Source organism: Rhodococcus wratislaviensis (genome assembly GCF_041228765.1).
Classification (GTDB): Bacteria; Actinomycetota; Actinomycetes; order Mycobacteriales; family Mycobacteriaceae; genus Rhodococcus_F; species Rhodococcus_F wratislaviensis.
Map to the genome: position 1 here is coordinate 2,862,370 of NZ_CP150488.1, position 26,031 is coordinate 2,888,400.

General features: G+C 65.3%; 27 protein-coding genes and 4 tRNA genes. 27 read left to right on the forward strand and 4 right to left on the reverse strand.

The features are described 5' to 3' along the window. Positions 1-54 precede the first annotated feature (54 nt). Positions 55-1,431: an NAD-dependent succinate-semialdehyde dehydrogenase gene (locus tag WKC72_RS12995; RefSeq protein ID WP_037233484.1), complete on the forward strand. Its 1,377-nt coding sequence runs from the start codon at positions 55-57 to the stop codon at positions 1,429-1,431. A gap of 62 nt (positions 1,432-1,493) precedes the next feature. Continuing rightward, positions 1,494-2,192, forward strand: coding sequence for a demethylmenaquinone methyltransferase (locus tag WKC72_RS13000; protein ID WP_037233487.1), 699 nt, complete (start codon positions 1,494-1,496; stop codon positions 2,190-2,192). Positions 2,193-2,195: 3 nt separating this feature from the next. Here WKC72_RS13000 and WKC72_RS13005 read toward each other — a convergent pair whose 3' ends face one another. Next, on the reverse strand, positions 2,196-3,458 hold the full coding sequence (locus WKC72_RS13005) for a geranylgeranyl reductase family protein (protein WP_370182846.1): 1,263 nt from the start codon (positions 3,456-3,458) through the stop codon (positions 2,196-2,198). Between the two features lie 130 nt (positions 3,459-3,588). On the opposite strand from WKC72_RS13005, the gene WKC72_RS13010 reads away from it, so the two are divergent. Both WKC72_RS13010 and htpX read left to right on the forward strand, forming a co-directional pair. Further along, on the forward strand, positions 3,589-4,644 hold the full coding sequence (locus WKC72_RS13010) for a polyprenyl synthetase family protein (protein WP_016882791.1): 1,056 nt from the start codon (positions 3,589-3,591) through the stop codon (positions 4,642-4,644). Between the two features lie 143 nt (positions 4,645-4,787). After that, positions 4,788-5,648, forward strand: coding sequence for a zinc metalloprotease HtpX (gene htpX, locus WKC72_RS13015; RefSeq protein ID WP_037233493.1), 861 nt, complete (start codon positions 4,788-4,790; stop codon positions 5,646-5,648). A 68-nt stretch (positions 5,649-5,716) separates the two neighbouring features. On the opposite strand, the gene WKC72_RS13020 is transcribed toward htpX, so the two are convergent. Further along, on the reverse strand, positions 5,717-6,208 hold the full coding sequence (locus tag WKC72_RS13020; protein ID WP_007298080.1) for a YajQ family cyclic di-GMP-binding protein: 492 nt from the start codon (positions 6,206-6,208) through the stop codon (positions 5,717-5,719). 199 nt (positions 6,209-6,407) lie between these two features. Here WKC72_RS13020 and WKC72_RS13025 point away from each other — a divergent pair. Further along, positions 6,408-6,490 (forward strand) — tRNA-Tyr (locus tag WKC72_RS13025). A 102-nt stretch (positions 6,491-6,592) separates the two neighbouring features. Here the strand turns inward: WKC72_RS13025 and WKC72_RS13030 are convergent. Next, a complete protein-coding gene (locus tag WKC72_RS13030) occupies positions 6,593-6,898 on the reverse strand; it encodes a hypothetical protein (protein ID WP_245973446.1) in 306 nt (101 codons plus the stop codon). Positions 6,899-7,263: 365 nt separating this feature from the next. Here WKC72_RS13030 and WKC72_RS13035 point away from each other — a divergent pair. From WKC72_RS13035 to rplA, 10 genes are all read left to right on the forward strand, one after another. Then, positions 7,264-7,336: transfer RNA gene (locus WKC72_RS13035), tRNA-Thr, on the forward strand. A 45-nt stretch (positions 7,337-7,381) separates the two neighbouring features. Further along, positions 7,382-7,454 (forward strand) — tRNA-Met (locus WKC72_RS13040). Between the two features lie 61 nt (positions 7,455-7,515). Next, positions 7,516-7,683 (forward strand): 50S ribosomal protein L33, encoded by a 168-nt coding sequence (rpmG, locus tag WKC72_RS13045; RefSeq protein ID WP_005252089.1) that lies wholly within the window; start codon positions 7,516-7,518, stop codon positions 7,681-7,683. A gap of 89 nt (positions 7,684-7,772) precedes the next feature. Beyond that, entirely contained in the window at positions 7,773-8,336 is a 564-nt protein-coding gene (gene hadA / locus WKC72_RS13050) for a (3R)-hydroxyacyl-ACP dehydratase subunit HadA (RefSeq protein WP_009474668.1), read from the forward strand. Then, positions 8,323-8,748, forward strand: coding sequence for a (3R)-hydroxyacyl-ACP dehydratase subunit HadB (gene hadB, locus WKC72_RS13055; protein ID WP_005252091.1), 426 nt, complete (start codon positions 8,323-8,325; stop codon positions 8,746-8,748). The genes hadA and hadB overlap by 14 nt, the downstream gene beginning before the upstream one ends. A gap of 184 nt (positions 8,749-8,932) precedes the next feature. Beyond that, positions 8,933-9,005 (forward strand) — tRNA-Trp (locus tag WKC72_RS13060). A 31-nt stretch (positions 9,006-9,036) separates the two neighbouring features. Continuing rightward, positions 9,037-9,489, forward strand: coding sequence for a preprotein translocase subunit SecE (secE, locus tag WKC72_RS13065; protein ID WP_037233495.1), 453 nt, complete (start codon positions 9,037-9,039; stop codon positions 9,487-9,489). A 58-nt stretch (positions 9,490-9,547) separates the two neighbouring features. Further along, a complete protein-coding gene (nusG, locus tag WKC72_RS13070; RefSeq protein WP_037233508.1) occupies positions 9,548-10,414 on the forward strand; it encodes a transcription termination/antitermination protein NusG in 867 nt (288 codons plus the stop codon). 59 nt (positions 10,415-10,473) lie between these two features. Continuing rightward, on the forward strand, positions 10,474-10,908 hold the full coding sequence (gene rplK / locus WKC72_RS13075) for a 50S ribosomal protein L11 (RefSeq protein ID WP_005252095.1): 435 nt from the start codon (positions 10,474-10,476) through the stop codon (positions 10,906-10,908). Positions 10,909-11,039: 131 nt separating this feature from the next. Then, the gene (gene rplA, locus WKC72_RS13080; RefSeq protein ID WP_005252097.1) at positions 11,040-11,756 is read left to right on the forward strand and encodes a 50S ribosomal protein L1; all 717 of its coding nucleotides are present in this window, start codon (positions 11,040-11,042) and stop codon (positions 11,754-11,756) included. Positions 11,757-11,822: 66 nt separating this feature from the next. On the opposite strand, the gene WKC72_RS13085 is transcribed toward rplA, so the two are convergent. Next, entirely contained in the window at positions 11,823-13,442 is a 1,620-nt protein-coding gene (locus WKC72_RS13085) for an MFS transporter (protein WP_112301798.1), read from the reverse strand. A 462-nt stretch (positions 13,443-13,904) separates the two neighbouring features. Here WKC72_RS13085 and rplJ point away from each other — a divergent pair, with 462 nt between their 5' ends. The 12 genes from rplJ (at position 13,905) to WKC72_RS13145 (ending at position 25,947) form a co-directional block, all read left to right on the forward strand. Then, on the forward strand, positions 13,905-14,465 hold the full coding sequence (rplJ, locus tag WKC72_RS13090) for a 50S ribosomal protein L10 (RefSeq protein WP_005252102.1): 561 nt from the start codon (positions 13,905-13,907) through the stop codon (positions 14,463-14,465). Positions 14,466-14,543: 78 nt separating this feature from the next. Further along, positions 14,544-14,930 carry a 50S ribosomal protein L7/L12 gene (gene rplL / locus WKC72_RS13095; protein ID WP_005252104.1) on the forward strand — a complete coding sequence of 129 codons (387 nt, stop codon included), beginning with the start codon at positions 14,544-14,546 and terminating at the stop codon, positions 14,928-14,930. A gap of 301 nt (positions 14,931-15,231) precedes the next feature. Further along, entirely contained in the window at positions 15,232-16,326 is a 1,095-nt protein-coding gene (locus WKC72_RS13100; protein WP_037233512.1) for an ABC transporter ATP-binding protein, read from the forward strand. 9 nt (positions 16,327-16,335) lie between these two features. Then, positions 16,336-17,130, forward strand: a complete 795-nt coding sequence (locus tag WKC72_RS13105; RefSeq protein WP_005252107.1) for an ABC transporter permease — start codon at positions 16,336-16,338, stop codon at positions 17,128-17,130. A gap of 4 nt (positions 17,131-17,134) precedes the next feature. Then, the gene (locus WKC72_RS13110; RefSeq protein WP_025433123.1) at positions 17,135-17,995 is read left to right on the forward strand and encodes an ABC transporter permease; all 861 of its coding nucleotides are present in this window, start codon (positions 17,135-17,137) and stop codon (positions 17,993-17,995) included. Then, positions 17,992-19,350 carry an MCE family protein gene (locus tag WKC72_RS13115; RefSeq protein WP_037233514.1) on the forward strand — a complete coding sequence of 453 codons (1,359 nt, stop codon included), beginning with the start codon at positions 17,992-17,994 and terminating at the stop codon, positions 19,348-19,350. Before WKC72_RS13110 ends, WKC72_RS13115 begins: the two co-directional genes overlap by 4 nt. Further along, on the forward strand, positions 19,347-20,426 hold the full coding sequence (locus WKC72_RS13120; protein ID WP_037233517.1) for an MCE family protein: 1,080 nt from the start codon (positions 19,347-19,349) through the stop codon (positions 20,424-20,426). The genes WKC72_RS13115 and WKC72_RS13120 overlap by 4 nt, the downstream gene beginning before the upstream one ends. Further along, positions 20,423-21,418, forward strand: coding sequence for an MCE family protein (locus WKC72_RS13125; RefSeq protein ID WP_005564073.1), 996 nt, complete (start codon positions 20,423-20,425; stop codon positions 21,416-21,418). The genes WKC72_RS13120 and WKC72_RS13125 overlap by 4 nt, the downstream gene beginning before the upstream one ends. Continuing rightward, a complete protein-coding gene (locus WKC72_RS13130; protein WP_112301799.1) occupies positions 21,418-22,674 on the forward strand; it encodes an MCE family protein in 1,257 nt (418 codons plus the stop codon). Before WKC72_RS13125 ends, WKC72_RS13130 begins: the two co-directional genes overlap by 1 nt. Beyond that, entirely contained in the window at positions 22,671-23,972 is a 1,302-nt protein-coding gene (locus tag WKC72_RS13135; RefSeq protein WP_037233520.1) for an MCE family protein, read from the forward strand. The genes WKC72_RS13130 and WKC72_RS13135 overlap by 4 nt, the downstream gene beginning before the upstream one ends. Beyond that, positions 23,969-25,216, forward strand: coding sequence for an MCE family protein (locus tag WKC72_RS13140; protein WP_037233524.1), 1,248 nt, complete (start codon positions 23,969-23,971; stop codon positions 25,214-25,216). The genes WKC72_RS13135 and WKC72_RS13140 overlap by 4 nt, the downstream gene beginning before the upstream one ends. Before the next feature lie 134 nt (positions 25,217-25,350). Next, positions 25,351-25,947 carry a hypothetical protein gene (locus tag WKC72_RS13145; protein WP_037233525.1) on the forward strand — a complete coding sequence of 199 codons (597 nt, stop codon included), beginning with the start codon at positions 25,351-25,353 and terminating at the stop codon, positions 25,945-25,947. Positions 25,948-26,031: the final 84 nt, after the last annotated feature.

Here is a 26,031-nt window from a genome sequence, read left to right on the forward strand (position 1 = left end):
CACCGGATCGGTAGCCGCGGGAACTTGCAGGGGGCGTCTCGTCGTTGCCCAGGTATGGCCAAGTACAAGACTGTCAATCCCGCGACCGGTGAAACCGTCCGGGAATTCACGACCTTGGACGATGCAGGAGTGGAGGCGGCGCTCTCCCGCGCCCACAGCGGATATCTCGACTGGCGGACGACCCCCGCCGAGGAACGTGCCCGGATTCTGGGCCGGACCGCCGATCTCTACGCGGAGCGCGAGGACGAACTGGCGCGGATGATCGCCCTCGAGATGGGCAAACCCGTCCGGGAGGCCAAAGGCGAAGTCAAGCTCTCCTCGGCGATCTACCGCTACTACGCGGACAACGGTCCCGCGCTGCTCGAGGCGGAACGGCTCGACGTGCCGGGCGCGGACGAATCCGTGGTCTACCGCAGGCCGATCGGTGCGCTCGTCGGCGTGATGCCGTGGAACTACCCGTACTACCAGGTGGCCCGTTTCGCGGCGCCGAACCTCATGCTCGGCAACACCGTGCTGCTCAAGCACGCCCCGAACTGTCCGCAGTCGGCGCTGCTGATGGAGGAGATCTTCCGGCAGGCCGGTCTCCCCGAGGACGCGTACATCAACGTGTTCGCCACCAACGAGCAGATCGCCGACATGATCGCGGATCCGCGTGTTCAGGGTGTCTCTCTCACCGGCAGTGAGCGGGCCGGGACCAGTGTCGCCGAGACGGCGGGCCGCAACCTCAAGAAGGTGGTGCTCGAACTCGGCGGGTCCGACGTGTTCGTCGTCCTCGACACCAACGACATGGACGCCACGGTCAAGACCGCGACCCGTGCCCGCCTGTCCAACGCGGGCCAGGCCTGCAACTCGCCCAAACGTTTCATCGTGACCGAGCCGAACTACGACGAGTTCGTCTCGAAGCTCGCCGAGTCGTTCAAGGCCACACCGACCGGCGATCCGCTCGACGCGAAGACCGTCCTCGGGCCGCTGTCCTCGCAGAGTGCCGCGGATTCGCTGATCGAGCAGATCGAGGACGCCATCGCCAAGGGCGCGACGCTCCTCGCTGGCGGGAAGAAGATCGACGGTCCCGGCTCATACGTCGAACCGACGCTCCTCGTCGACGTGACCCCCGAGATGCGGGCGTACAGCGAGGAACTGTTCGGGCCGGTCGGCGTCGTCTACAAGGTCGCCACCGCCGACGAAGCCGTGGAACTCGCCAACTCCTCCTCCTACGGTCTCAGCGGTTCGGTGTGGAGCACCGACCTCGACGGGGCACGTGAGGTCGCCGACCGGCTCGACGTCGGCATGGCCTTCGTCAACGAACACGGCACGACGCTCCCCGGGTTGCCGTTCGGCGGCGTCAAGCGCTCCGGCGTCGGCCGCGAACTCGGTCCGTGGGGGATGGACGAATTCGTCAACAAGAAGCTGGTGCGGGTCTCCAAGAAGTGACCGCCTCGCCACCACGCCCGGCGCCGACATCGGCGCCGGGCGCGGTTGGTAGCGTTTCGGGCGTGGCAACTACACACGGTTCGCGGGCGTCGCTCGAAAAGGATCCGCACGAGGTCGCGTCGATGTTCGACGGCGTCGCGAAGCGCTACGACCTCACCAACACGATCCTGTCGTTCGGTCAGGATCGCAGTTGGCGCAAGGCGACGCGCTCGGCCCTGGCCCTGAAGCCGGGCGAGCGCGTTCTCGACCTCGCGGCGGGGACCGGAGTGTCGACCGTCGAGCTCGGACGGTCGGGTGCGTGGTGTGTGGCCACCGATTTCTCCAAGGGGATGCTGCAGGCCGGCAGCGGACGCGACGTCCCGATGGTCGCGGGCGACGCGATGCACCTGCCGTACGCCGACGCCGTGTTCGACGCCGCGACGATCTCCTTCGGGCTGCGCAACGTCTCCGACTTCGACGCCGGTCTCCGCGAGATCGCCCGCGTCACCAAGCCCGGCGGGCGTCTCGTCGTGAGCGAGTTCTCGACCCCGGTGTTCGGGCCGTTCCGCACCGTCTACATGGAGTACCTGATGAAGGCGCTGCCGCGGGTCGCGCGCGCCGTCAGCAGCAACCCCGACGCCTACGTGTACCTCGCGGAGTCCATCCGCGCCTGGCCGACTCAGCAGGAACTCGCGCTGCGCATCGAGGCGGCCGGGTGGCGGAACGTGCAGTGGCGCAACCTCACCGGCGGCGTGGTTGCCCTGCACCGCGCCACCCGCTGAACGTCAGCCGAACAGCGGTCGCGAGTCGACCTTCTGCGACAGCAGACCGGACGCCCGCCACGCGCGGGCGGTGAGGTCGCTGTCCTCCTCGGTGACGAGGTTGCCCATGACCCGGACCGCGACGGTCATCAGTGCCCGGGACCGCATCGCCACCGGACCGGACGCGGGCAGAACCCGGGGGACGGTCAGCAGCCCGGCGAGTCGCCGCGCCACGGAGAACGCCCGGCCGTACCGCTCCCGGAGAATCGAGGGCCACAGCTCCGTCAGGTCGTCGGCGTCGAGGATCTCCGCAACCAGGCGCCCGCCTTCGAGCCCGTAATCGATGCCCTCGCCGTTCAGCGGATTCACGCATGCCGCCGCGTCGCCGATGATCGCCCAGTTCCGGCCCGCGATGTGCGACACCGCACCGCCCATCGGCAGCAGCGCCGACGCGACCGCGCGCAGCTCGCCGTCCCAGTTCCATTCGTCGCGGCGTTGCGCCGTGTACAGGTCGAGCAGCGGTCGCAGCGCACCCGGGGCCGGACGTTTGGCGGTGGCGAGGGTGCCGACGCCGATGTTCACCTCTCCGGTGCCGAGGGGGAACACCCAGCCGTAGCCCGACTGCAGCGTCCCCGCTTCGTCCCGCAGTTCGAGGTGCGAGGTGATCCACGGGTCGGCGCTGCGGTCGGTGGCGATGTAGGCGCGGGCGGCCACACCGTAGGCCGTGTCCCGGTGCCATTCCCGACCCAGTTGCTTGCCCAGCGTGGACCGGACGCCGTCGGCGACGATCAGCGTCCGGCAGCCGATGGTGTGGGTTCCGTCGGACGTCTTCAGCGTCACCGCCGTCACCCGATCGCCGTCCCGTTCCACGCCGATCGCCTTGGCGCCCTGCACCATGACGGCCCCCGCGTCGACGGCGGTGGCACGGATCCTGTCGTCCAGCTCGGTGCGGGCCACCGCGCTGCCGACGGCCGGGAACGACCTGCCCGGCCACTCGAGCTCGAGCTCGTGACCGAACCCACTGAGCCTCAGCCCGCGGTTGGTCCCCTTCGACCGCACCCAGTCGCCGAGACCGAGATGGTCGAGCTCGGCGACGGCACGCGGGGTGAGTCCGTCGCCACACGTCTTGTCGCGGGGAAACACCGCCGCGTCGGCGAGGACGACATCACGTCCCGCGCGTGCCGCCCACGCGGCAGCCGAGGAACCGGCCGGACCAGCACCGATGACCAGGACATCGGTGGCGGTGGGAAGCGGGGATCCCGCGGGCGACTGTTCTGCTGCGACCACACCTACATCCTGTCAGGCTTCGCTATGCGACCGCGGCGAGGCCGACGGGCAGCGGAACCGCTAGGTTCACTACCGTGGTAGCCGAGCCGCCACCGACGGCGCGGGAACCGAGCCGTCACTGACGACAGGAATGGGTACTGAGAACGTGAGCACCGAGGGCGCAGCACACACCGCTGCCGACGCTGTAGTGGGCACTACGGTCGCCGGGATCGATCTCGGCGACCCGCAGCTCGCTGCCACGGTCCGTGAAGGACTGAAGCAAGTCGAGGAACTGCTGGTCAGTGAGCTCTCCGACGGGGAGGACTTCCTCACGGAGGCGGCGTTGCATCTCGCGAAGGCGGGAGGCAAGCGTTTCCGCCCGCTGTTCACGGTGCTCACCGCCCAGCTCGGACCGAAGGCCTCCGACCCGTCGGTGGTCACTGCGGCCACCGTCGTCGAGCTGGTCCACCTCGCCACGCTCTACCACGACGACGTGATGGACGAGGCGTCGATGCGCCGCGGTGCACCCAGCGCGAACTCGCGGTGGGGCAACAGTGTTGCGATCCTCGCCGGCGACTATCTGTTCGCGCACGCGTCCCGTCTCGTCTCGACGCTGGGACCCGAGGCGGTGCGCATCATCGCCGAGACGTTCGCCGAACTCGTCACGGGCCAGATGCGCGAGACGATCGGGCTTCGCGGCGAGCAGGATCCGGTCGAGCACTACCTCAAGGTCGTGTGGGAGAAGACGGGCTCGCTCATCGCGGCGTGCGGACGCTTCGGCGGCACCTTCTCCGGTGCGGACGCCGACCACGTGAAGCGGCTCGAACGCCTCGGCGACGCCGTGGGCACCGCATTCCAGATCTCCGACGACATCATCGACATCTCCTCGGTGTCCGCCCAGTCCGGCAAGACACCCGGAACCGACCTGCGTGAAGGCGTCCACACGCTGCCCGTCCTGTACGCGCTGCGCGACGAGGGACCCGACGCCGATCGTCTCCGGGTTCTCCTCGACGGTCCCGTCACCAACGACGACGACGTCGCGGAGGCGCTCGCGCTCCTCGAACGGTCACCCGGCATGGCCGCCGCCAAGGCGAAGCTGGAGGAGTTCGCGGTCCAGGCACGCGCGCAGCTCGCCGAACTGCCGCAGGGCCCCGCCAACGACGCCCTCGTGAAGCTCGTCGATTACACGATCGAGCGCGTCGGCTGAGCCGTATCGTCAGTACCTGAACTCGTCTTCACCCGATTCTCGTCGTCCGAGCGGGAACCGTCCCGCCGCCGTGTTTCGTTGAATGATCAAGATCCCGAAATTCGGGCGACGTGATCGGGTGACAACGACAAGGAAGGCGTGACGTGCGCTACGCAAACGGGGCGAAGACTCTGGTTCTGTTGGTCGGCATGTCGGCGCTGATCGTGTTCATCGGTGCGTTGTTCCGCAACCCCACCATCCTGCTGCTGGCGATCGTGTTCGCGGTCGGAATGAACGCGTACGTGTATTTCAACAGCGACAAGATGGCCCTCAAGGCCATGCACGCCCAGCCGATCACCGAGGTGCAGGCACCGGTCATCTACCGCATCGTCCGGGAACTGGCCACCACCGCGCACCAGCCGATGCCGCGGCTCTACATCAGCCCCACCGCCGCGCCCAACGCGTTCGCCACCGGGCGCAGTCCGCGGCACGCCGCCGTGTGCGTCACGAGCGGCATTCTGCAGATTCTCAACGAACGAGAGTTGCGGGCCGTGCTCGGACACGAGCTGTCGCACGTCTACAACCGCGACATCCTGATTTCCTCCGTCGCCGGCGCCATGGCCGCCGTCGTGTCGGGACTCGCGAACTTCGCCATGTTCGCCAACATGTTCGGCGGACGCGGCGGGGGACAGGGCGCCAACCCGATCGCGCTGCTCCTGGTGTCGCTGCTCGGGCCGATTGCCGCGACCGTCGTCAAACTCGCGGTGTCGCGGTCCCGGGAGTACCAGGCCGACCAGTCGGGCGCAGAGCTCACGGGCGACCCCCTGGCGCTGGCGTCCGCGCTGCGGAAGCTGGAGCAGGGCACTCAGGCCGCGCCGCTGCCGCCGGAGCCTCAGCTGGCCGCGCAGTCGCACCTGATGATCGCCAACCCGTTCCGCACCGGCGAGAAGATGAGCCGGATGTTCTCCACCCACCCGCCGATGGCCGACCGGATCGAGCGGCTCGAGCGGATGGCGGGCATGTAGGCGGCTTCGCCGCCCGTGCGCGGTTGACGAGTGCAGGGACTCGTGAACCGCGCACGGGCGCGGAGCGCCTACCGGTAGTTCACGAACTGCAGCGCGATCCCGAAGTCCTCGCCCTTCAGCAGCGAGATGACGGCCTGCAGGTCGTCGCGCTTCTTGCTGCTCACCCGCAGTTCGTCACCCTGGATCTGCGCCTTGACGCCCTTGGGGCCCTCGTCGCGGATCTTCTTGGTGATCTTCTTGGCGTTCTCCGTGGTGATGCCCTGAACGAGGCTGCCCGACAGCTTGTAGATCTTCCCGGACTGCGCCGGCTCACCCGCGTCGAACGCCTTCAGGGAGATGTCACGCCGGATCAGTTTCTCCTTGAAGACGTCCAGGGCGGCGAGCAGTCGCTCCTCGGTGTCGGCGGTCAGGGTGATGGTTTCCTCGCCGGACCATTCGATCGAGGCTCCCGTGTTCCGGAAGTCGAACCGGGTCGACAGCTCCTTGCCGGCCTGATGCAGGGCGTTGTCCACCTCTTGACGCTCCACCTTGCTCACCACATCGAAGGACGAATCAGCCACTTCACACTCCCGGTTTCGTCTAGTTCTCCCCGCCGCGACCCGGCCGGGGGCTCGCCGAATGCCGGCGAGCAGATTCGACGCTATCGGTTCGCAACCGCCCGTATCCACCCGGTTTGCAAAACGGGGGGCCGTTCGTTGTATTCTTCTTTCCGCAGCGGAGAGCGATTTCGCACAGATTTCGCGCTCCTCGTGCAACCCCGGCAGATTGCCCGAGCGGCCAATGGGAGCGGACTGTAAATCCGTCGGCTTATGCCTACGTAGGTTCGAATCCTACATCTGCCACACACAGAACCCCGGTGAGCGACAGCTCACCGGGGTTCTGTCGTTCGTGGACGAGACCGGGTGCCCGGCCGGCATCCCGGTCTGCCCGCGTGGAGTGGTGTGTCAGCGGTTCATCAGGACGAACACTCCCCACCCGAGGTATTCGCGCTGGTACCTGGCGTGCTGGGCGGGAGCCGCGTCAAGTTCCGCGCGCATGTCGTCGGCCGGCTCGTCGTCGGGGTTGGCGTCGAGCCAACGGCGGATGTCGAGCCACTGCGCAGCGACGTACCGATCCCAGCTGTCCTGGTCGGCCAGAACCATGTCCACGACGTCGCAGCGCAGGTCGCGGAACTGCTCGAGCAATTCCGGCAGCGGGAGAAGGTCGTCCTTGCGATCGTCGGCGACGTGGCCTGACGCGTCCCCGTGCACGAATCAGGCCCGGTCGGCCACGCCCAGCTCGACGGCCCGCGCGCGGGCGGCGCCGATGAAGGCCGCGCTGATGTCGACCCCGGTGCCGGACGCGAACCCTTGGACCGGCCGAAGGTACGGTCGCGGGGATCGTCGAGTCCATCGAATTTCGCGTCCGGATGTCCTGGATGGCCTTCGTCGCGACAGGCTGGGTGGATGTCGGCGGGCTCCCCGAGGTCGATCGCAGGTCTCTAGCCTGGCTTGCGCACCCGAACTGTCGGGCGCAGCGACATACGAAAGCCGCTGACCAGGCAATTTGGTTCTGGACGCGAACTCTGTGTAATCTCGTCAAGGCTTCAGCGCGCAGCGATGTGCGAGCGAAGCACGCCCCCTTAGCTCAGTCGGCAGAGCGTTTCCATGGTAAGGAAAAGGTCAACGGTTCGATTCCGTTAGGGGGCTCGCTGGATTGAAGTGGAGCGCCCAGTGCGCGACACTCGACACCGAGGCGGTGTAGCTCAGTTGGTAGAGCAAACGACTCATAATCGTTGCGTCGCCGGTTCAAGTCCGGTCACCGCTACACAATATGCATGATCCACCCTGATTGTTCGTAATCAGATTCACCCGAAAGAAGGCATCCCGTGGCCTCCTCGACTGACGTTCGGCCCAAGATCACTTTGGCCTGCGAGGTATGCAAGCACCGCAACTACATCACCAAGAAGAATCGGCGCAACGACCCCGATCGCCTGGAGATCAAGAAGTTCTGCCCGAACTGCGGAACTCACCAGTCGCATCGCGAGTCCAAGTAACACGGTCCGGAACTAGGACTGCGTTCGCGAAGGGAGTCCTCTAGGCTGCCCTCACGCGCTGACGTCAAGGGTAGAAGAGGTTCTTTCGCGTGACTGACACTGTGACAGAGACAGAGGCATACGTGCCCGAGGCTGTTCCTGCTGATCCTGCCGCGCACGCACTGGCAATGGTCGGGCACCACTACCGCGTCGACGACTTCTACGAGGTCGGACGCGAGAAGGTGCGCGAGTACGCGCGTGCCGTGCAGGACTGGCACCCCGCTCACCACGACGAGGAAGCCGCGAAGGGCCTCGGCTACGACGGTCTCCTCGCTCCTCTGACGTTCATCTCGCTCGTCGGCATCATCGCCCAGGGGCGTCTCTTCAAGGAGATCGTCACGGGTTACGACCCGAGCCAGATTCTCCAGACCGACCAGCGGCTCGAGTTCCACAAGCCGATCAAGGTCGGCGACCGTCTGGTCTGTGACGTCTACCTGGAGTCGTTCCGTCAGATGGGCGGCAGCGACATCATCGTCACCAAGAACATCGTCACCGATCAGTACGACGAACTGGTCCAGACCACGTGGACGACGCTCGTCGCGCGCACCGGTGGCGAGGTCGACGAGAACATCGCTCACGCAGTCAAGGACGTGATCATGCATGGCGCTTCGTAAGTTCGAGGACGTCTCGGTGGGTGAAGAACTCCCCGAGCGCATCGTGAAGCTCACGCGTGGCGACCTGGTCAACTACGCGGGCGTGTCCGGCGATCCCAACCCGATCCACTGGAGCGACGAGGTCGTCAAGCTCGCCGGTCTGGACAACGTGATCGCGCACGGAATGCTCACCATGGGTCTAGGCGGCGGTTTCGTCACGTCGTGGCTCGGCGATCCGGGTGCCGTCAAGGAATACAACGTTCGTTTTACGAGCTCGGTCTACGTCCGGGAGGACGAGGCCGCGCAGGTCGAGTACACCGGTAAGGTGAAGTCGCTCGACGAGGAAAGCAAGACAGCAGTAGTCGCGATCGTGGCGCGCTCCGAGGGAAAGAAGATCTTCGGTCGCGCCACCGCAACGGTCCGTCTGGCCTGACAGCCGGGTGGATTGGGTTTGTTCCGGGGCTTTGAAGTACACTGAGATTTCTGGGATTACTCAGCGCTGCGCGCTGCCCTACGGTGCTGTATGGCCGGCAAGGGTGGCGCGCGTGTCATGTAATCACAGAGAGGTCGGTCAAGAATTGGTCCGAGGCTAGTTTCGGATCAGCTCTCCCGACCAAAGGGGCGTAGCTCAACTGGCAGAGCAGCGGTCTCCAAAACCGCAGGTTGCAGGTTCAAGTCCTGTCGCCCCTGCCCCCGGATGCCAGCGACTGAGAGGAACGACGTGAGCGAGGAGCGCGCCAAGCGCGACGGCGACACTTCAGGGTCGACGCGCCCGGACGGTGCCGACGACACCGCGGCCGACGCCACCACCACGCGTTCCGCCACTCCCTCGGGAAAGCCCAGCGGTAAGCGCCAGGGCCGTCGTTCTCCGGCAGGTACCGAGGTCGCCGCGAGTTCCGTGAAGTCACCGGAACTGTCGAAGTCGGACACGACCACCAAGGTCAAGCCGGCGAAGAAGGATCGCGCCGACAAGCCGCGCAAGGAAAACATCTTCAAGCGCCTGCGCCGGTTCCTCCGCGAGGTCATCGCCGAGCTGCGCAAGGTCATCTGGCCCAATCGCAAGCAGATGATCACCTACACCAGCGTCGTCCTGGTCTTCGTGGTGTTCATGGTGACGTTCATCGGCGTGTTGGATCTGGTGGTCATCAAGGGCGTCACCTGGTTGTTCGGTTGACGGAATCCGCCCCGGTGGATCCGAAGTATGTGAGTGACGAGAGGAAGCGAGTGCCCCAGTGAGCACCCCCGAGAACGACACGAATGAGGCTTTGGCCGAAGAGCGTGTTTCTGCCGAGGCGGCAGCCGAAGTGGATGTCGAGGCTGCCGACGAGGGCACCGAAGCCGCGGAAATCGTCGGTGACGACGTTGCCGAGGACGCCCCGGCCGACGAGATCGTCGCGGACGAGGCGCCCGCTGACGAGGCTGTGACTGCCGACGAGGCTGTAGCTGCCGACGAGGCTGTAGCTGCCGAAGAGCCCGAGGATCCCGTTGCGGAACTCAAGGCCGCTCTGCGTCGCGCACCCGGTGACTGGTACGTCATTCACTCCTACGCGGGCTACGAGAACAAGGTCAAGGCCAACCTCGAGACCCGTGTTCAGAACCTCGACGTCGGCGACTACATCTTCCAGGTGGAAGTTCCCACCGAAGAGGTCACCGAGATCAAGAACGGACAGCGCAAGCAGGTCAACCGCAAGGTTCTGCCCGGCTACATCCTGGTCCGTATGGATCTGAACGACGAGTCCTGGGGAGCGGTGCGCAACACGCCCGGCGTCACCGGATTCGTCGGTGCGACGTCGCGTCCGTCCCCGCTGACCCTCAACGAGGTCATCAAGTTCCTGCTTCCGCAGCAGGAGCAGAAGAAGCAGGCTGCCGCGGCGACCGTCTCGGCGGGGGAGACCGGCGGAGAGAGCTTCGCGAAGCCGCTCATCGAGGTCGACTTCGAGGTCGGCGAGTCGGTCACCGTCATGGACGGCCCGTTCGCCACGCTGCCCGCCAGCATCAGTGAGGTCAACGCCGAGCAGCAGAAGCTCAAGGTCCTGGTCTCGATCTTCGGTCGTGAGACCCCGGTCGAGTTGTCCTTCACGCAGGTCGCGAAGATCTAGCGCCACATACTTGCACTGCAGTAGCAAGAAACACACCCAGCAAGAATTAGGAAATCGAGATGCCCCCCAAGAAGAAGAAGCTCGCAGGGCTCATCAAGCTTCAGATCCAGGCCGGTCAGGCTAACCCTGCACCGCCCGTGGGTCCCGCGCTTGGTCAGCACGGCGTGAACATCATGGAGTTCTGCAAGGCCTACAACGCGGCGACTGAGTCCCAGCGCGGCAACGTGGTGCCGGTCGAGATCTCGGTCTACGAAGACCGGACCTTCGATTTCAAGCTGAAGACCCCTCCGGCTGCCAAGCTGCTGCTCAAGGCTGCAGGCGTGCAGAAGGGCTCCGGCGAGCCGCACAAGACCAAGGTTGCTTCCGTGACCATGGATCAGGTGCGCGAAATCGCGAAGACCAAGCAGGAAGACCTCAACGCGAACGACATCGAGCAGGCCGCGAAGATCATCGCCGGCACCGCACGCTCGATGGGTATCACGGTCGACGGCTGAGTCAGCCCTGATCGATCGACGGCACCGCCGTCGAAGAAAGCGTGGGAGGGCCGGCCAGGCCCAGACCACTACTGAACCATTCACCATCGCAGACAAGACACACACTGCGGTGAGAAGTTAGGACAGAAGAAATGGCAAAGCGCAGCAAGGCGTATCTCGCCGCCGCTGAGAAGATCGACTTCGACAAGCTGTACAGCCCGCTGCAGGCTGCGAAGCTGGCGAAGGAGACGTCGTCGAGCAAGATGGACGCGACCGTCGAGGTTGCAGTCCGTCTGGGCGTCGACCCCCGCAAGGCGGACCAGATGGTCCGCGGCACCGTCAACCTGCCGCACGGCACCGGTAAGACCGCCCGCGTCATCGTGTTCGCAGTCGGAGAGAAGGCCGCCGAGGCCGAGGCAGCTGGAGCCGACGCCGTCGGCGCCGAGGACCTCATCGAGCGGATCCAGGGTGGATGGCTCGATTTCGACGCCGCCATCGCGACTCCCGATCAGATGGCCAAGGTCGGCCGCATCGCCCGCGTCCTCGGACCGCGTGGCCTGATGCCGAACCCGAAGACCGGCACCGTGACGGCTGACGTCACGAAGGCTGTCGCGGACATCAAGGGCGGAAAGATCAACTTCCGCGTCGACAAGCAGGCCAACCTGCACTTCGTGATCGGCAAGGCATCGTTCGACGACGCCAAGCTGGTGGAGAACTACGGCGCCGCGCTGGACGAGATCCTGCGTGCGAAGCCGTCCTCCGCGAAGGGCCGCTACGTCAAGAAGGTCACCGTTTCGACCACCACCGGCCCGGGCATCCCGGTGGACCCGAACCGCACCCGCAACCTTCTCGAGGATGCCGACGCGTAAGTCACGCTTCACACAGTTCGGCCGGTACGGAATTCTTCCGTACCGGCCGAACTGCTTTCTCCGGGATCAGTCTTCGTCGACGGTTCCCGATTCGGAGTTCTTCCGCCACGCCAGCATCACGGAGTCCGTGCGAGCCGGCGCCCAGGGCATGAAGATCGCAACGACGAGCGCGCAGACCACCACGGCGCCCGCCGCGACGAGCGACGCAGTGTGCGACCCCTGCAGGACCGTCGTCTTCATGGTGAGGATGAGATTCTCACGCTGCTGTTCGAGGAACGGCGGGATCTCCCGCTTGCGGATCTCGAGCACACTCAGGACCGTCGCGCGCGCGAAGCCCTTCTCGTCGTCGTTCATCAATGCGGCCGGAATCCGGTCGAGCAGCGGACTCATCGTCGTCGCGTAGTACGACGCGACGATCGATCCGAGCACGGCGACACCGAGCGTTCCTCCGATTTCCCTGGTCGTGTCGTTCACGGCGGAGCCTGCTCCGGCCTCGTCGAGGGGCAGAGACGCCATGATCGACTCGGTCGAAGGTCCCTGCACGATGGCCAAGCCGAGTGCCATCGACACCATCGACGGGAGGACGTCCGTCAAGTAGCTGCTGTCGACGGCCACCTGACCGCCGAGGTACAGGCCGACACCGGTGAGGAGGAGGCCGAACACGATGACCGGGGTCGTCCCGATTCGCTGCGCCAGGAGTGTTGCGACAGGGGCGCCGACCGCCACGGATACCGCGAACGGCAGCGACGCGACACCGAACTCGAACGGCGTGTACTCGCGGACGCCCTGAAAGTACTGCGTGATGAGGAACAGGAAGCCGAACATCGAGAAGTACCCGATGGCGATCGCGAGGGCGGGCAGGGAGAACCTGCGGTTGCGGAACAGCCGCAGGTCGAGGATCGGGTGCTCGGTGCGCAGCTCCCAGAAGACGAATCCGATCAGGACCGCGATCGAGAGGGCGACGGCGCCGACGGTGACGGACGACGTCCACCCGTGGTGAGGGGCTTCGATGATCGCCCACACGAGGACGGTGATTCCGGTGATCGAGGCTGCGATTCCGACGAGGTCCATCCGGCCGATGACGGAGGCGCGCGATTCCGGCACCAGGAGCAGCGTCGCTGCTGCCGCGACCACGGCGATCGGCACGTTGATCCAGAAGACGGAGTGCCAGCTGAAATGCTCGAGCAGCCACCCGCCTGCCATCGGCCCGATGGCGATCGCGAATCCGGCCATCGCAGTCCAGGCGGCGATGGCCAGGGCACGTTCGCGCACGTCGGTGAAGATGTTGATGACGAGGGCGAGGGTCGCGGGGAAGACTGCAGCCGCGAAGACACCCATCGCCGCGCGGGCCGCGATGACCTGCCCCAGACTCTCGGCGTTGGCGCCGGCGATCGACATGACCGCGACGCCGACCAGACCGATGACCATGACGCGGCGGCGACCGTAGCGGTCGCCGAGGTTGCCGAACGCCAGGAGCAGGCCGGCGAATGTCAGCGTGTAGGCGTCGACGACCCACTGCAGGCCGCTGACACTGGTGCGGAGTTCGACACCGATCGACGGGAGAGCGACGTTGACGATGGTGTTGTCGAGCACGACCAGCAGTTCGGCAAGGCAGATCACGGCGAGCGCGAGGAAGCGGCGTGTCCGGGACCCGGTCACGACGGCCCGGGCTTCGAGGATTGTCATGAGAAAAAGCTAGCCTATATATGTAACGCCGCGTAACAGGTAATTGGATGCGCCTTTAGTCTGTTGAGACACACCACCACACGCCCAGTGACGGCGATCACTTCGGCGAGCCTCGGTCCGGCCGCGATTTGGCGGTTGTGCAGGCCATGCCGTAATCTGTCCTGCGGAGTTCAATGCAGTATTTGAACTTCACCCCAAATCATGTTCTGCCCAAGACCGTTGGTGATCGCTCCCGCAAGGGTGCGATTGAAAGTCCGGGAATGTCCGGCGGCCCACGCAGGAGGACGAGGTAGGGGGATGCGTATCGGTTGTGGCTTCGCGCCCTGACCGTATCGTTTCCTTTCACGCCCCGTGTGCCCTGCACCGGGGCGTTTTGCATGTCGTGGATTGTGTGCTCCGGGATTCCGGCGGTGCGCAGCGGTTCCGAAGTGGGATAACGACTGTCATGAGAGGAGGCGAAGTATGGCAAAGCCTGAGAAGGTTTCCGCGGTTGCGGAGATCACCGAGCAGTTCAAGGGTTCGACCGCTGCTGTGATCACGGAATACCGTGGTCTGACGGTGGGCAACATCACGACACTGCGACGCGCTCTCGGAGAAGGTGCCACCTACTCCGTCGCCAAGAACACCCTGGTCAAGCGTGCCGCTGCTGAGGCGGGCGTCGAGGGCCTTGATGACCTTTTCGTCGGTCCGACCGCCATTGCATTCATCAAGGGCGAGCCCGTCGATGCTGCGAAGGCTCTGAAGAACTTCGCTAAGGACAACAAGGCGCTCATCATCAAGGGCGGCTACATGGACGGCGCTGCGCTGTCCGTGGACGAGGTCAACAAGATCGCGGACCTCGAGTCCCGCGAGATCCTGTTGGCCAAGCTTGCCGGCGCGATGAAGGGCAACTTGGCAAAGGCCGCAGGCCTGTTCAACGCTCCTGCTTCGCAGGTGGCCCGACTGGCTGCTGCACTGCAGGAAAAGAAGGCCGCAGAAGGCGGAGCTGCCGAAGCTCCCGCCGAGGCTGCAGCCGAAAGCTGATCCGCACCCGCGCATCACTGCTATAACCCCGCCCGGTCGCGGATCAGCGACATGGGACTTACAGGAAGGACCGCCACAATGGCGAAGCTCAGCACCGAAGAGTTGTTGGACCAGTTCAAGGAGCTCACCCTCCTCGAGCTCTCGGAGTTCGTGAAGGCATTCGAGGAGACCTTCGAGGTCACCGCCGCTGCCCCGGTCGCCGTTGCCGCTGCAGGCGGAGCACCGGCTGCCGCCGAGGCTGCTGAGGAGCAGGACGAGTTCGACGTCGTCCTCGAGTCGGCCGGCGACAAGAAGATCCAGGTCATCAAGGTCGTCCGTGAGGTCGTTTCCGGCCTCGGCCTGAAGGAAGCCAAGGACCTCGTCGAGGGTGCTCCGAAGGCCATCCTGGAGAAGGTTGCCAAGGACGCGGCCGACGCCGCCAAGGAGAAGCTCGAGGCTGCCGGCGCGAAGATCACCGTCAAGTAAGACGGTCTCCCGCGCTGCTCACCGAGCAGACGAAGAGGGCCACTCCCCATCCGTGGGGAGTGGCCCTCTTTTTGCGTCCGCAGACGGCTTCGGAGTGTCGAGATTCCTGGCCGAAAGCTGGACGCGCGACCAGAATTTTCGCTACCGTTATCCCAGTTCAGACGCGTTGTTTTGCATAGTGGGACCCGGTGTTGGCATGCTTCCTTACTCATGAGTAGCATCCCTTGTCACAGGTAACACGTCGATGCGATAGAGTGACCCAACCCACACGGGGTGAGTGCATCGAACGGTCGCGGAGGTAATGGTGGGAGTCGAGGTATCCGTCGAGGGACTGACCAAGTCGTTCGGCTCGCAGAGGATCTGGCAGGACGTCACATTGACCCTTCCCGCCGGTGAGGTCAGTGCGTTGCTCGGGCCGTCGGGTACGGGTAAATCGGTGTTTCTGAAGTCACTGATCGGTCTGCTCCGCCCGGAGCAGGGTTCGATCGTGATCGACGGCACCAACATTCTCGAGTGCTCCAGCAAGGAGCTCTACGAGATCCGCAAGCTGTTCGGCGTGCTGTTCCAGGACGGCGCCCTGTTCGGCTCGATGAACCTGTTCGACAACGTGGCGTTCCCGCTGCGTGAGCACACCAAGAAGTCCGAGTCCGAGATCCGCAAGATCGTCATGGAGAAGATGGAGCTCGTCGGCCTGCTCGGGGCCGAGGACAAGCTGCCCGGCGAGATCTCCGGCGGTATGCGCAAGCGTGCCGGCCTGGCCCGCGCCCTGGTGCTGGACCCGCAGATCATTCTCGTCGACGAGCCGGACTCCGGTCTGGACCCGGTGCGCACCACGTACATCTCGCAGACGTTGATCGACATCAACGCCGAGATCGACGCGACGATCCTGATCGTCTCGCACAACATCAACCTGGCACGGACGGTGCCGGACAACATCGGGATGCTGTTCCGCCGGCATCTGGTGATGTTCGGTCCGCGGGAGGTGCTGCTCACCAGTGAGGAGCCGGTGGTCAAGCAGTTCCTGAACGGCACGATGATCGGTCCGATCGGCATGTCGGAGGAGAAGGACGAGGCCACCATGGCGCAGGAGCAGGCGATGGTCGATGCCGGTCACCACGCCGGTGGTGTCGACGACGTCGAGGGCATCGTCCCGCAGATGAAGGCGACGCCGGGGATGCCGTTCCGGCAGGCCGTCGCCCGCCGTCAGGAACGCGTCCGGCACATCATGCACACGTTGCCGGAGAACGCCCAGATCGCCATCCAGGACAGCCTCGACGAGACGTCCGGCGGAAACGGCGGCGGGGGCTACGACTACGCATACAGCCAGGAAGACACCCAGGTCATCCCCGCATACCGGGGTGAAGGATACGAAAACACCACTCACGGGCAAGGGTAGGCATATCGGATGGGGGTTACCCGCAGCTCGGTCTTGCGGCCGGTCAACGGTGCGCTGACGCAGGCCGGAAACATCGTCGAGCTCTTCGTCGACGTCGCACGAAACACGTTCAAGCGGCCGTTCCAGTTCCGCGAGTTCATCGAACAGGCCTGGTTCATCGCCAGCGTCACGATCCTGCCGACGGCAATGGTCGCGATTCCGTTCGGCGCAGTGGTGTCACTGCAGACCGGATCGCTCATCAAGCAGCTCGGTGCAGAGTCGTTCACGGGAGCGGCCAGCGTGCTCGCCGTCATCCAGCAGGGTTCCCCGCTGGTGACGGCACTACTGGTGGCCGGGGCTGCGGGCTCGGCCGTCACGGCGGATCTCGGTGCGCGAACGATCCGCGAAGAGATCGACGCCATGGAAGTCCTCGGTATCAACCCGATTCAGCGACTCGTCGTGCCTCGGGTGCTTGCCATGGTTCTCGTCGCGATCCTGCTCAACGGCCTCGTGTCCGTGGTCGGTATCGCCGGCGGGTACTTCTTCAACGTCATCCTCCAAGGGGGTAATCCCGGTGCGTACCTGGCATCGTTCTCGGCCTTCGCGCAGCTTCCCGACATCTGGGTCGGCGAGCTCAAGGCGGCCGTTTTCGGTGTCATCGCCGGTGTCATCGCCGCGTACAAGGGCCTCCATCCGAAGGGCGGACCCAAGGGCGTCGGTGACGCCGTGAACCAGTCGGTGGTGATCACGTTCCTGTTGTTGTTCTTCGCGAACCTGATCCTGACCATGGTGTACCTCCAGATCGTTCCGGCGAAGGGATCGTGACCCGATGACAATCGCCAAGGGACGCGGTGACCGGACGCTGATGGCGGCACGCCGAGTCGGTCGTGCGCCGCTCAACGTGCTCGACCGGGCCGGTGAGCAGATGTCGTTCTACGCCAGGGCAATCGCCTGGTCGCCCCACACTCTCGTGCACTACCGCAAGGAAGTGCTCCGGCTACTTGCCGAGGTCACGTTCGGCAGCGGCGCGCTCGCCGTCATCGGCGGCACCATCGGCGTCATCGCGATGATGTCCGGCTTCACCGGCGTCGTCGTCGGACTGCAGGGTTTCGCCGCGCTCGAACAGCTGGGCAGCTCGGTCCTCACCGGCTTCCTGTCGGCCTACGTCAACACCCGTGAGATCGCGCCGATCGTTGCGGCGCTCGCGCTCTCGGCCACCGTCGGTTGTGGTTTCACCGCGCAGCTCGGCGCCATGCGGATCTCGGAGGAGATCGACGCGCTGGAGGTCATGGCGGTGCCGAGTGTGCCGTTCCTGGTCACCACTCGCATGATTGCGGGATTCGTCGCCGTCATCCCGCTGTACATCGTCGGTCTGCTCGCGGCCTATCTCGCTTCCCGCATCATCAGCACCGTATTCAACGGCCAGTCGACCGGGTCGTACGACCATTACTTCAACTTGTTCCTGCCACCGCAGGACGTCCTGTATTCCTTCGCGAAAGTGCTGATCTTCGCGTTCGTGCTGATCCTGATCCATTGCTACTACGGCTATCACGCGTCGGGTGGCCCCGCCGGTGTGGGTGTGGCGGTGGGCCGGGCGGTCCGTACCGCGATCGTCACCATCGCCGTTCTCGACTTCTTCCTGAGCCTCGCCATCTGGGGCACGACGACCACAGTGAGGGTGGCCGGATGAGCAACACGACATCTGTTGTGGGCCGACGGGTGCTGGGGCTGGTGTTCTTCCTCGTCCTCGCGTTGTTCCTGGCCTTCACCATCGGCATGTTCAACAAGACCTTCACCAAGGTCGTCAAGATCGACCTCCTCACCGATACCGCCGGAAATGCGCTGCCGCCCAATGCCGACGTGAAGGTCCGTGGCCTCATCGTCGGCGAGGTGCGCTCGGCATCCTCCCAGGAGGGCGAGGTCACCCTCGCCCTCGCGATCCAGCCGGACAAGGCGGAGCTGATTCCGTCCAACGCGACGGCGCGGCTGCTGCCCAAGACGCTGTTCGGTGAGCGCTATGTGTCGCTGATCGTTCCCGAGGGCGACACCGCTCCGCCGATCCAGGCCGGCGACACGCTGCGTCAGGACAAGAGCGGCAACGCCGTCGAGGTCGGCGAGGTTCTGGACGGTCTGCTGCCGCTGCTGCAGGCGATTCCGCCGCAGGACCTGGCGAACACGCTCGGCGCGTTGTCCCAGGGACTGAGCGGCCGCGGCGCCGAACTCGGCCTGACACTCGACCGTCTCGAGGAAATCTTCGGCGGTCTGAACACCGAACTTCCTGCCATCCAGGAGGATCTGCGCGGCCTGGCCGACTTCTCGCAGACGTATTCCGAGGCGGCACCCGACCTGGTCAACGCCCTCGACAACCTGCGCACCACCGGAAATACCGTGGTGGAGAAGCAGGGCGAGATCTCCACGTTGCTCGCGTCGCTGACCGGAACCGCGTCGAGCACCGCGGATCTCCTGCAGACCAACGCCGAATCGATCGTCAGTATCGCCGCCGATTCGCGTGAGGCGCTGCAGATCCTCGGCCGTTACTCGCCGAGCTTCGGCTGCACGTTCGCGGGCTTCGCGAAATCCGCTCCCGTCGCCCGAGAACTGCTGGCACCGGACGATCCGTACCCGGGTGTGCGTGCCAGCGTGCAGTTCGTCAATCCGAAGGGTCGCTACGTGCCCAACCAGGACGAGCCGCGGCTGCTCGACAACCGTGGACCGGCTTGCTACGACAACGTCACCGCTCCGGGTGGAAAGTTCCCGCAGTACCCGGGCGGGTCGTCCTACAACGACGGTGCCTACCAGGTGCCCTCGCGGAATCCCGGCCCCTCGACCATCGACTTCCTCCCGGCGCCCGCCGGGGTCCCCGATCAGGTCCCGGGGTACGGAGCCGAGGTCACGCCCGCAAGTTACGCGGGTTCGAAGATGGAGCAGGACACGTTGGACGTCGTCTACGGCGAGGCCGGGGGCATGGCACCGGAGGACGTGCCGAGCTGGACGACACTCGTCGGCGCGCCGACCATGAGGGGGACTGAGGTGAGCTTCAAGTGAGGGGCCTGACCGCACCATTGGTCAAGCTGATCGTGTTCGCCGTGGTCACCATCCTGGCGACCGGTCTGCTGGCCGCCACCATCGCCAACCTCGGTGGTGGCGGCGGCACCAAGTTCAACGCGATCTTCTCGGACGTCACCTCGCTCAACGAGGGCGACGAGGTCCGCATCGCCGGTGTGCGCGTGGGTCAGGTCGAGAAGATCGCGATCCACGACGACCGCGAAGCAGAGGTCCAGTTCACCGTGGCGGAACGGGACTGGCTGCCCGCCGGCACCACCGCGACCATCCGCTTCCGGAACCTCGTGGGGCAGCGCTACATCGCGCTCGAACAGGGCGAGGGCCAGCAGGGAATGAAGATGAGCGGCGGCGACACCATTCCGATGGAGCGGACCAAGCCTGCCGTCAACCTCACCACGCTGTTCGACGGGTTCCGTCCGCTGTTCCAGACCCTCAGCGCCGATGACGTGAACAAGCTGTCGTACCAGATCATCCAGGTGTTCCAGGGTGAATCGGGAACCATCACCGAGCTCGTCAAGAACACGGCAAGCCTCACCAACACCGTCGCCGACAAGGATCGGGTGATCGGTGCGGTGATCAACAACCTCAACGACGTGCTGGCCACGGTGAATCAGCGTGACGATCAACTCGATTCGCTGATCGTCAACACCCAGCAGCTCGTCACGGGCCTGGCGAACGAGCGGGGAACCGTCGGTTCGGCGGTGACGTCCCTCGCGGGACTCACCGACGCGACGGCCGACCTGCTCGAACCCACCCGACCGTCCATCCAGGAATCCATCACGTCGCTGAACACACTGGCGACGACGTTGAACCGTAACTCCGACACGGTCAACAGCGTTCTCCAGACGCTTCCGGTGAAGCTCGAGAAGCTCGGCCGGGCAGCCAGTTACGGATCCTGGTTCCAGTTCTACCTCTGTGGAGTCGACATCGTCGCAGGACCAGGTACCGCGCCCCAACTGAACCTGCCCACGGGCCTGCCCACCGTCAACCAGCCGCTCTATACGAACTCGGCGAAACGGTGCACGCAGGACGGCCTACAGGAGTTGCAGACACGATGAGCAGACGTCGCAGCCCGGCAGTGGCGGGTGCCCTCGGCATTCTCGTGGTGCTGTTGGCCACCCTGTCGGCTTTCTTCCTCGATTCGCTTCCGTTCATCGGCGCCGGATCGACCTATCACGCCGAATTCACCGAGGCGGCGGGGCTCAAGCCCTCCAACGAGGTCCGGATCGCAGGCGTCAAGGTCGGCAAGGTCACGTCCGTCGAACTCGACGGCGACCACGTGGACGTCGCCTTCAAGGTGTCGGATGCGTGGGTCGGCAACGAGACGTCGGCGTCCATCCAGATCAAGACGATCCTGGGCCAGAAGTATCTCGCCCTCGACCCCCGTGGCTCGGACACGCTGAATCCGAGCGACGTGATCCCGTTGGATCGCACCACGTCTCCGTACGACGTGATCGAGGCGTTCTCGGCCGCCGCACAGACGGTGGGTGACATCGACTCCGATCAGCTCGCGCAGAGCATGGTGACGCTGTCGCAGGCGTTCGAGGGAACTCCCACGGAAATCCGCGCCTCTCTGGACGGTGTCAGCAGGCTGTCGCAGACCATCGCCAGCCGCGATCAGGAACTGCAGAAATTGTTCGACGCGACCGGCAAGACCACCAAGGTCCTCGCCGACCGCAACGCCGAATTCAACCGGTTGATCAGCGACGCCGGTCTGCTGCTCGGTGAGCTCAACAGCCGTCAGCAGTCGATTTCCCAGCTGCTCACCGGAACTCAGCGGCTGTCGCAGCAGTTGACCGGACTCGTGCGCGACAACGAGGCCGCCATCGGTCCCGCGCTCGAACAACTCGACGGTGTCGTCGAGATCCTCAAGGCCAACAACGAGAACCTGGACAAGGCGATGAAACTGTACGAGCCGTTCGTCCGCCTGTACACGAACGTGGTCGGTAACGGTCGCTGGTTCGACCAGGTCGTGGTGAACCTCCTGCCGCCGGGTCTGCCCGACATTCCCGGTCCGCGCGATCCCGTCCGCACGTTGGGGGGTAACTGATGGCAGACGTCGAGAACGGAGCCGAGCGCGGCGGTCGCGGCGGGGTCGCCCTCATCGCGGGCATCGTCATCGTCGCGCTGGTGATCGCCGGCGCCCTGTGGTGGGTGTTCACCCGCGCAGGCACCACGCAGATCACCGCGTACTTCGACAAGTCGGTGGGCATCTACGAGGGTTCCGACGTGCGGATCCTCGGTGTGAAGGTCGGATCCGTGGACGGTGTCGAACCGCAGGGCGACCAGGTGAAGGTCGACATGCGCGTCGATCGTGGCGTCGACATTCCCGCCGACGCGAAGGCCGCCCAGGTCACGCCGTCCGTGGTGTCCGACCGCTACATCCAGCTCGCGCCTGCCTACACGGGCGGCGACAAGATGCAGAGTGGCGCCGTGATTTCGCGTGACCGCACGGCCACCCCCGTCGAGGTGGATGAGCTGTACGCGAGCATCGAGAAGCTCTCCACCGCTCTCGGCCCGGACGGGGCGAACAAGGAAGGCGCGCTGTCACAGTTCGTCGAGACCGGCGCGGCCAACCTCGACGGAAACGGAGAGGCGCTGGGGCAGAGCATCAATCAGCTGTCCGACGCCGCCCGCACACTCAACGAGAGTCGCGGCGACCTGTTCGACACCGTGAAGAACCTCCAGGTGTTCGTGGGTGCGCTGGCGGCCAACGATCAGCAGGTCCGCGACTTCAACTCGCAGCTCTCCGACCTGTCCGGATTCCTTGCGGGGGAGCGGGAGAACCTCGGTGCCGCCCTGAACCAGCTGGCGATCGCCCTCGGCGACGTCTCGAAGTTCGTGGCCGACAACCGGGAGATCCTCGCCGAGAACGTGGACGATCTGGTTCCGGTGACGCAGACCCTCGCGGACAACCGCGAGTCGCTGGTCAACTCGCTGACCCTGCTTCCGCTGGCGATCAGCAACCTGGCCAACTCCTACGATGCGGAGTCCGGCAACCTGGCCTCGCGCCTGGCGTTCCCGGATCTGCAGGATCCGGCCGGTGTCGCGTGCAAGTTGATCGACCTCGGCAAGCTGGTTCCCGGCGATCCGCGCTTCGAGCAACTCGGACGTCAGATGCAGCCGCTGATCGACAACTGCGCCAACATCACGTCGCAGATCACGCAATCGGCGAAGACGCCGTCGCTCGTGCTTCCCTTCGGGATCATGAGTGCCGACAACATTCAGCGGACGGTCACGCCCGGCACGGTGCCGGGTGTCGTGTCGCCGCGATTCGAAGGTGCAACGGGTGGTGAGGGCGAATGAAGCGGTCGGTAATCCTCGGCGCCGGTGCGTGCGCCGTCGCCATCGCAGTGACATCCTGCTCGTCGGAGGGGATTTACGGAGTTCCGCTGCCGGGCGGTCCGGATGTCGGTGACCACCCGATGCACCTGACGATCCAGTTCGACGACGTCCTCGATCTCGTCCCGCAGTCCGCGGTCAAGGTCGACGGTGTTCCGGTGGGCCGGGTCGAATCGATCAAGGTGGCGCCGGACGGCTGGACGGCGGATGTGGAGGTCGTCCTCGACTCGTCCGTCGATCTCGCGGCCAACGCGGTCGCCGCGATCGAGCAGACCAACCTGCTCGGCGAGAAGTTCGTCCAGCTGTCCGAACCGCCGGAGGACAAGGATCCCGCGCGGCTCGAGGACGGCGACACGATCTCTCTCGATCGCACCCGGCACGCCACGGAGATCGAGCAGGTTCTCGGCGCCTTGTCGCTGCTGCTCAACGGTGGCGGCGTCGGCCAGTTGCAGCCGATCGTCCACGAATTGACCACCGCACTCGACGGGCGTGAGGATCGGGTCCGGGGACTTCTCGAGCAGGCGAACACGCTCATCGACGGTCTCAATCAGCAGCGCGACGACATCACCCGCGCCCTGGACGGTCTCGACGCCTTGACCACGCGAGTGAACGAACAGAACGAGAAGATCGGGCTGATCCTCGACCAGCTCCCGATCGCCGCCGAAGTGCTCAACGAGCAGCGTCCGCAGCTCACCCAGATGCTCACGCAACTGGACCGGCTCGGTACCGTCGGCACGGACGTGATCAACAGGTCGAAGAACGATCTGATCGCGGATCTCCTCGCGCTGCGGCCGACCCTGAAGGCGCTCGCCGAGTCGGGCGACGACCTGCCCAATTCGCTCGCGTTCATCCCGACCGTTCCGTTCCCGGACGGCGTCGAGAAGATCGCGCTCGGCGGATCGGTCAACCTGTTCCTCACGGTCGACCTGCAGATCGGCGATGCGCTCAGCGCACTCGGCGTCGGTCAGGGCGACCCGGTGTACGTGCCGCCGAAGTTCGGTGAGCCCAAGCCGATCGTCGATCCCTCGAACCCGTACTACAACGGCAACGGACCGAAGCCGGGGTGGCCGACGGTGTCGCTGCTGCCGATTCCGCCGATCATCCCCGCCCCGACGGGTCTGCGGATCCCGGGGCTCCCCGGAACCGCGCCAGCGGCCGGCAACGGTGGCGCAGAGAACGGCACGACGGACGGCGCAGCGCCGTCGCCACAGAACCCACTCGGGGGACTGCTGGAGCAGTTCGGAATCGGGGGTGGACAGTGAGGTCACGACTGGTCAGGATCCAGCTCGTCGCGTTCGCCATCGTGGCGATGCTCGGGCTGGTCTACGTCGGCGCCAAGTACGTCCGCCTCGACAACCTGCTCGGGTTCGGTGAGTACGACGTGAACGCGCAGTTCAAGGACTCCGGCGGCATCTTCACCAACGCCGAGGTCACGTACCGCGGTGTCCCCGTCGGCCGCGTCGGCGACCTGTCACTGACCGCGGACGGAATCAACGTCGAGTTGAAGATCTCCTCGGGTGGGCCCGACATCCCTGCGTCGGCCAAGGCGGTCGTCGCCAACCGATCGGCGATCGGTGAGCAGTACGTGGACCTTCAGCCCGACAGCGACCAGGGGCCGTTCCTCGAACAGGGCTCGGTGATCACCGAGGCCGACACGTCGACACCCGTTCCGGTCGAGCAGGTGCTGATGGCCACCGACGGTCTGGTCCGGTCGGTTCCGGTCGACTCGTTGCGCACGGTCGTCACCCAGCTGGGAACGGCATTCAACGGCAAGGGCGAGGATCTGCAGACACTCGCGGATTCTCTGTCGACGCTGACGAAGGACGGACTCGACGTCCTCCCGCAGACGCTGGCCCTCATCCGGGACAGCCAGACGGTGCTGGCGACGCAGTCCGATCAGTCCTCCGCGATCGTCCAGTTCAGTTCGGATCTCGACGCGGTTGCGGCGCAACTGCGGACCAGCGACCCCGATCTCCGCGCGATCATCGACAAGGGAATTCCGGCGAGCGACGAGGTCGGTCTGCTGGTGAACCAGATCGGTCCGAGTCTCACCACCGACCTGACGAACCTCGCCGCGGTCGGCGACAAGCTGGCTCCGCAGGCGATCGCGCTGCGGCCGATCCTGATGTTCCTGCCTGCCATCGCGGCGTCCGCGTCGACCGTGGCCCCCGGCGACGGCACGGTGCACCAGGGCATCGTCCTGGAGACCAACAATCCGCCGTCGTGCACACTCGGTTACGAAGGGACGCAGGAGATCCTGGCCGAGATGAAGCGGCAGGACCCGAACTTCGACGACACCCAGCAGGACTTCCCGTACAACACGAAGGCCAACTGCGACGCTCCTCAGGGAAGCGTGACGGGTGTGCGAAGTGCAGACCGCATCGTGTTCGCCGATCCGGACACGATCCAGCCGTGGGATTTCAAGCCGAAGGTCATGCCTGACACTCTCAACTTGAATCCCATCGCAACGCAGCTCGCGCCGCTCCTCGGGGTTACTCCCAAGTAGCATTCGGTCCCGGCCGAGGGCGAGTAGAAGAAAACAATCAGTAGGGTATTGGTGTGACGCGAATTACCACGCCCCCGGAGTCGGGACAACCGGCTCCGGGGAAGGACAGAACTCTGAAGGCCTCGTTTGCTGCGGTGACCGCACTGGTGGTGATCGCGGTTGTCGCAGCCGGATGGTTTGGCTTCGGGTGGGCGCGCGCTCTCTTCGTGGACAAGCCGATCGCCGACGCACGCGATTCCGCGTTGACAGGCGCCCAGCAGGCCGCGATCAACCTCAACTCGGTCGATTCACAGGACCTCGACGGATCCTTCGAGAACATGAAGTCGTCGATCACGGGCGACAAGATGAACCAGGACCTCCAGGCGACGATGGATGGGTTCACCGACCAGATGCGTCAATCAGGTGCGGCGAGCAAGGCCGAGCTGATCCAGGGCACACTCACGGAACTGAACACCGACGACGGCACCGCGAAAGCGCTGGTCGTCGTGGCAGTCACCACGACGTGGCCCGACCGCTTCGACAAGGCCAAGGTGACGATGCGGATGGACGTCCAGGACGTGGACGGGGTCTGGAAGGCCTCGTCGGTCGAACCGGTGGGCGGTCGTATTCCGCTCGAGAGCGGTCCGGTGCCCGCCGACGGCGCGGCCCCGGCCCCTGCCCCGACCGAACCGGCTCCCGCCGAGCAGGCGCCGGCCGAACAGGCGCCTGAAGGCGACAGCGGCGGTCAGTAGTCCTGATGTGCCGCGGCGGGGTGTCGCTGCGGTGTCCACGTCGACGACAGCTCGTCGTGCAATGAGAAAGTGGTGAACTATGCC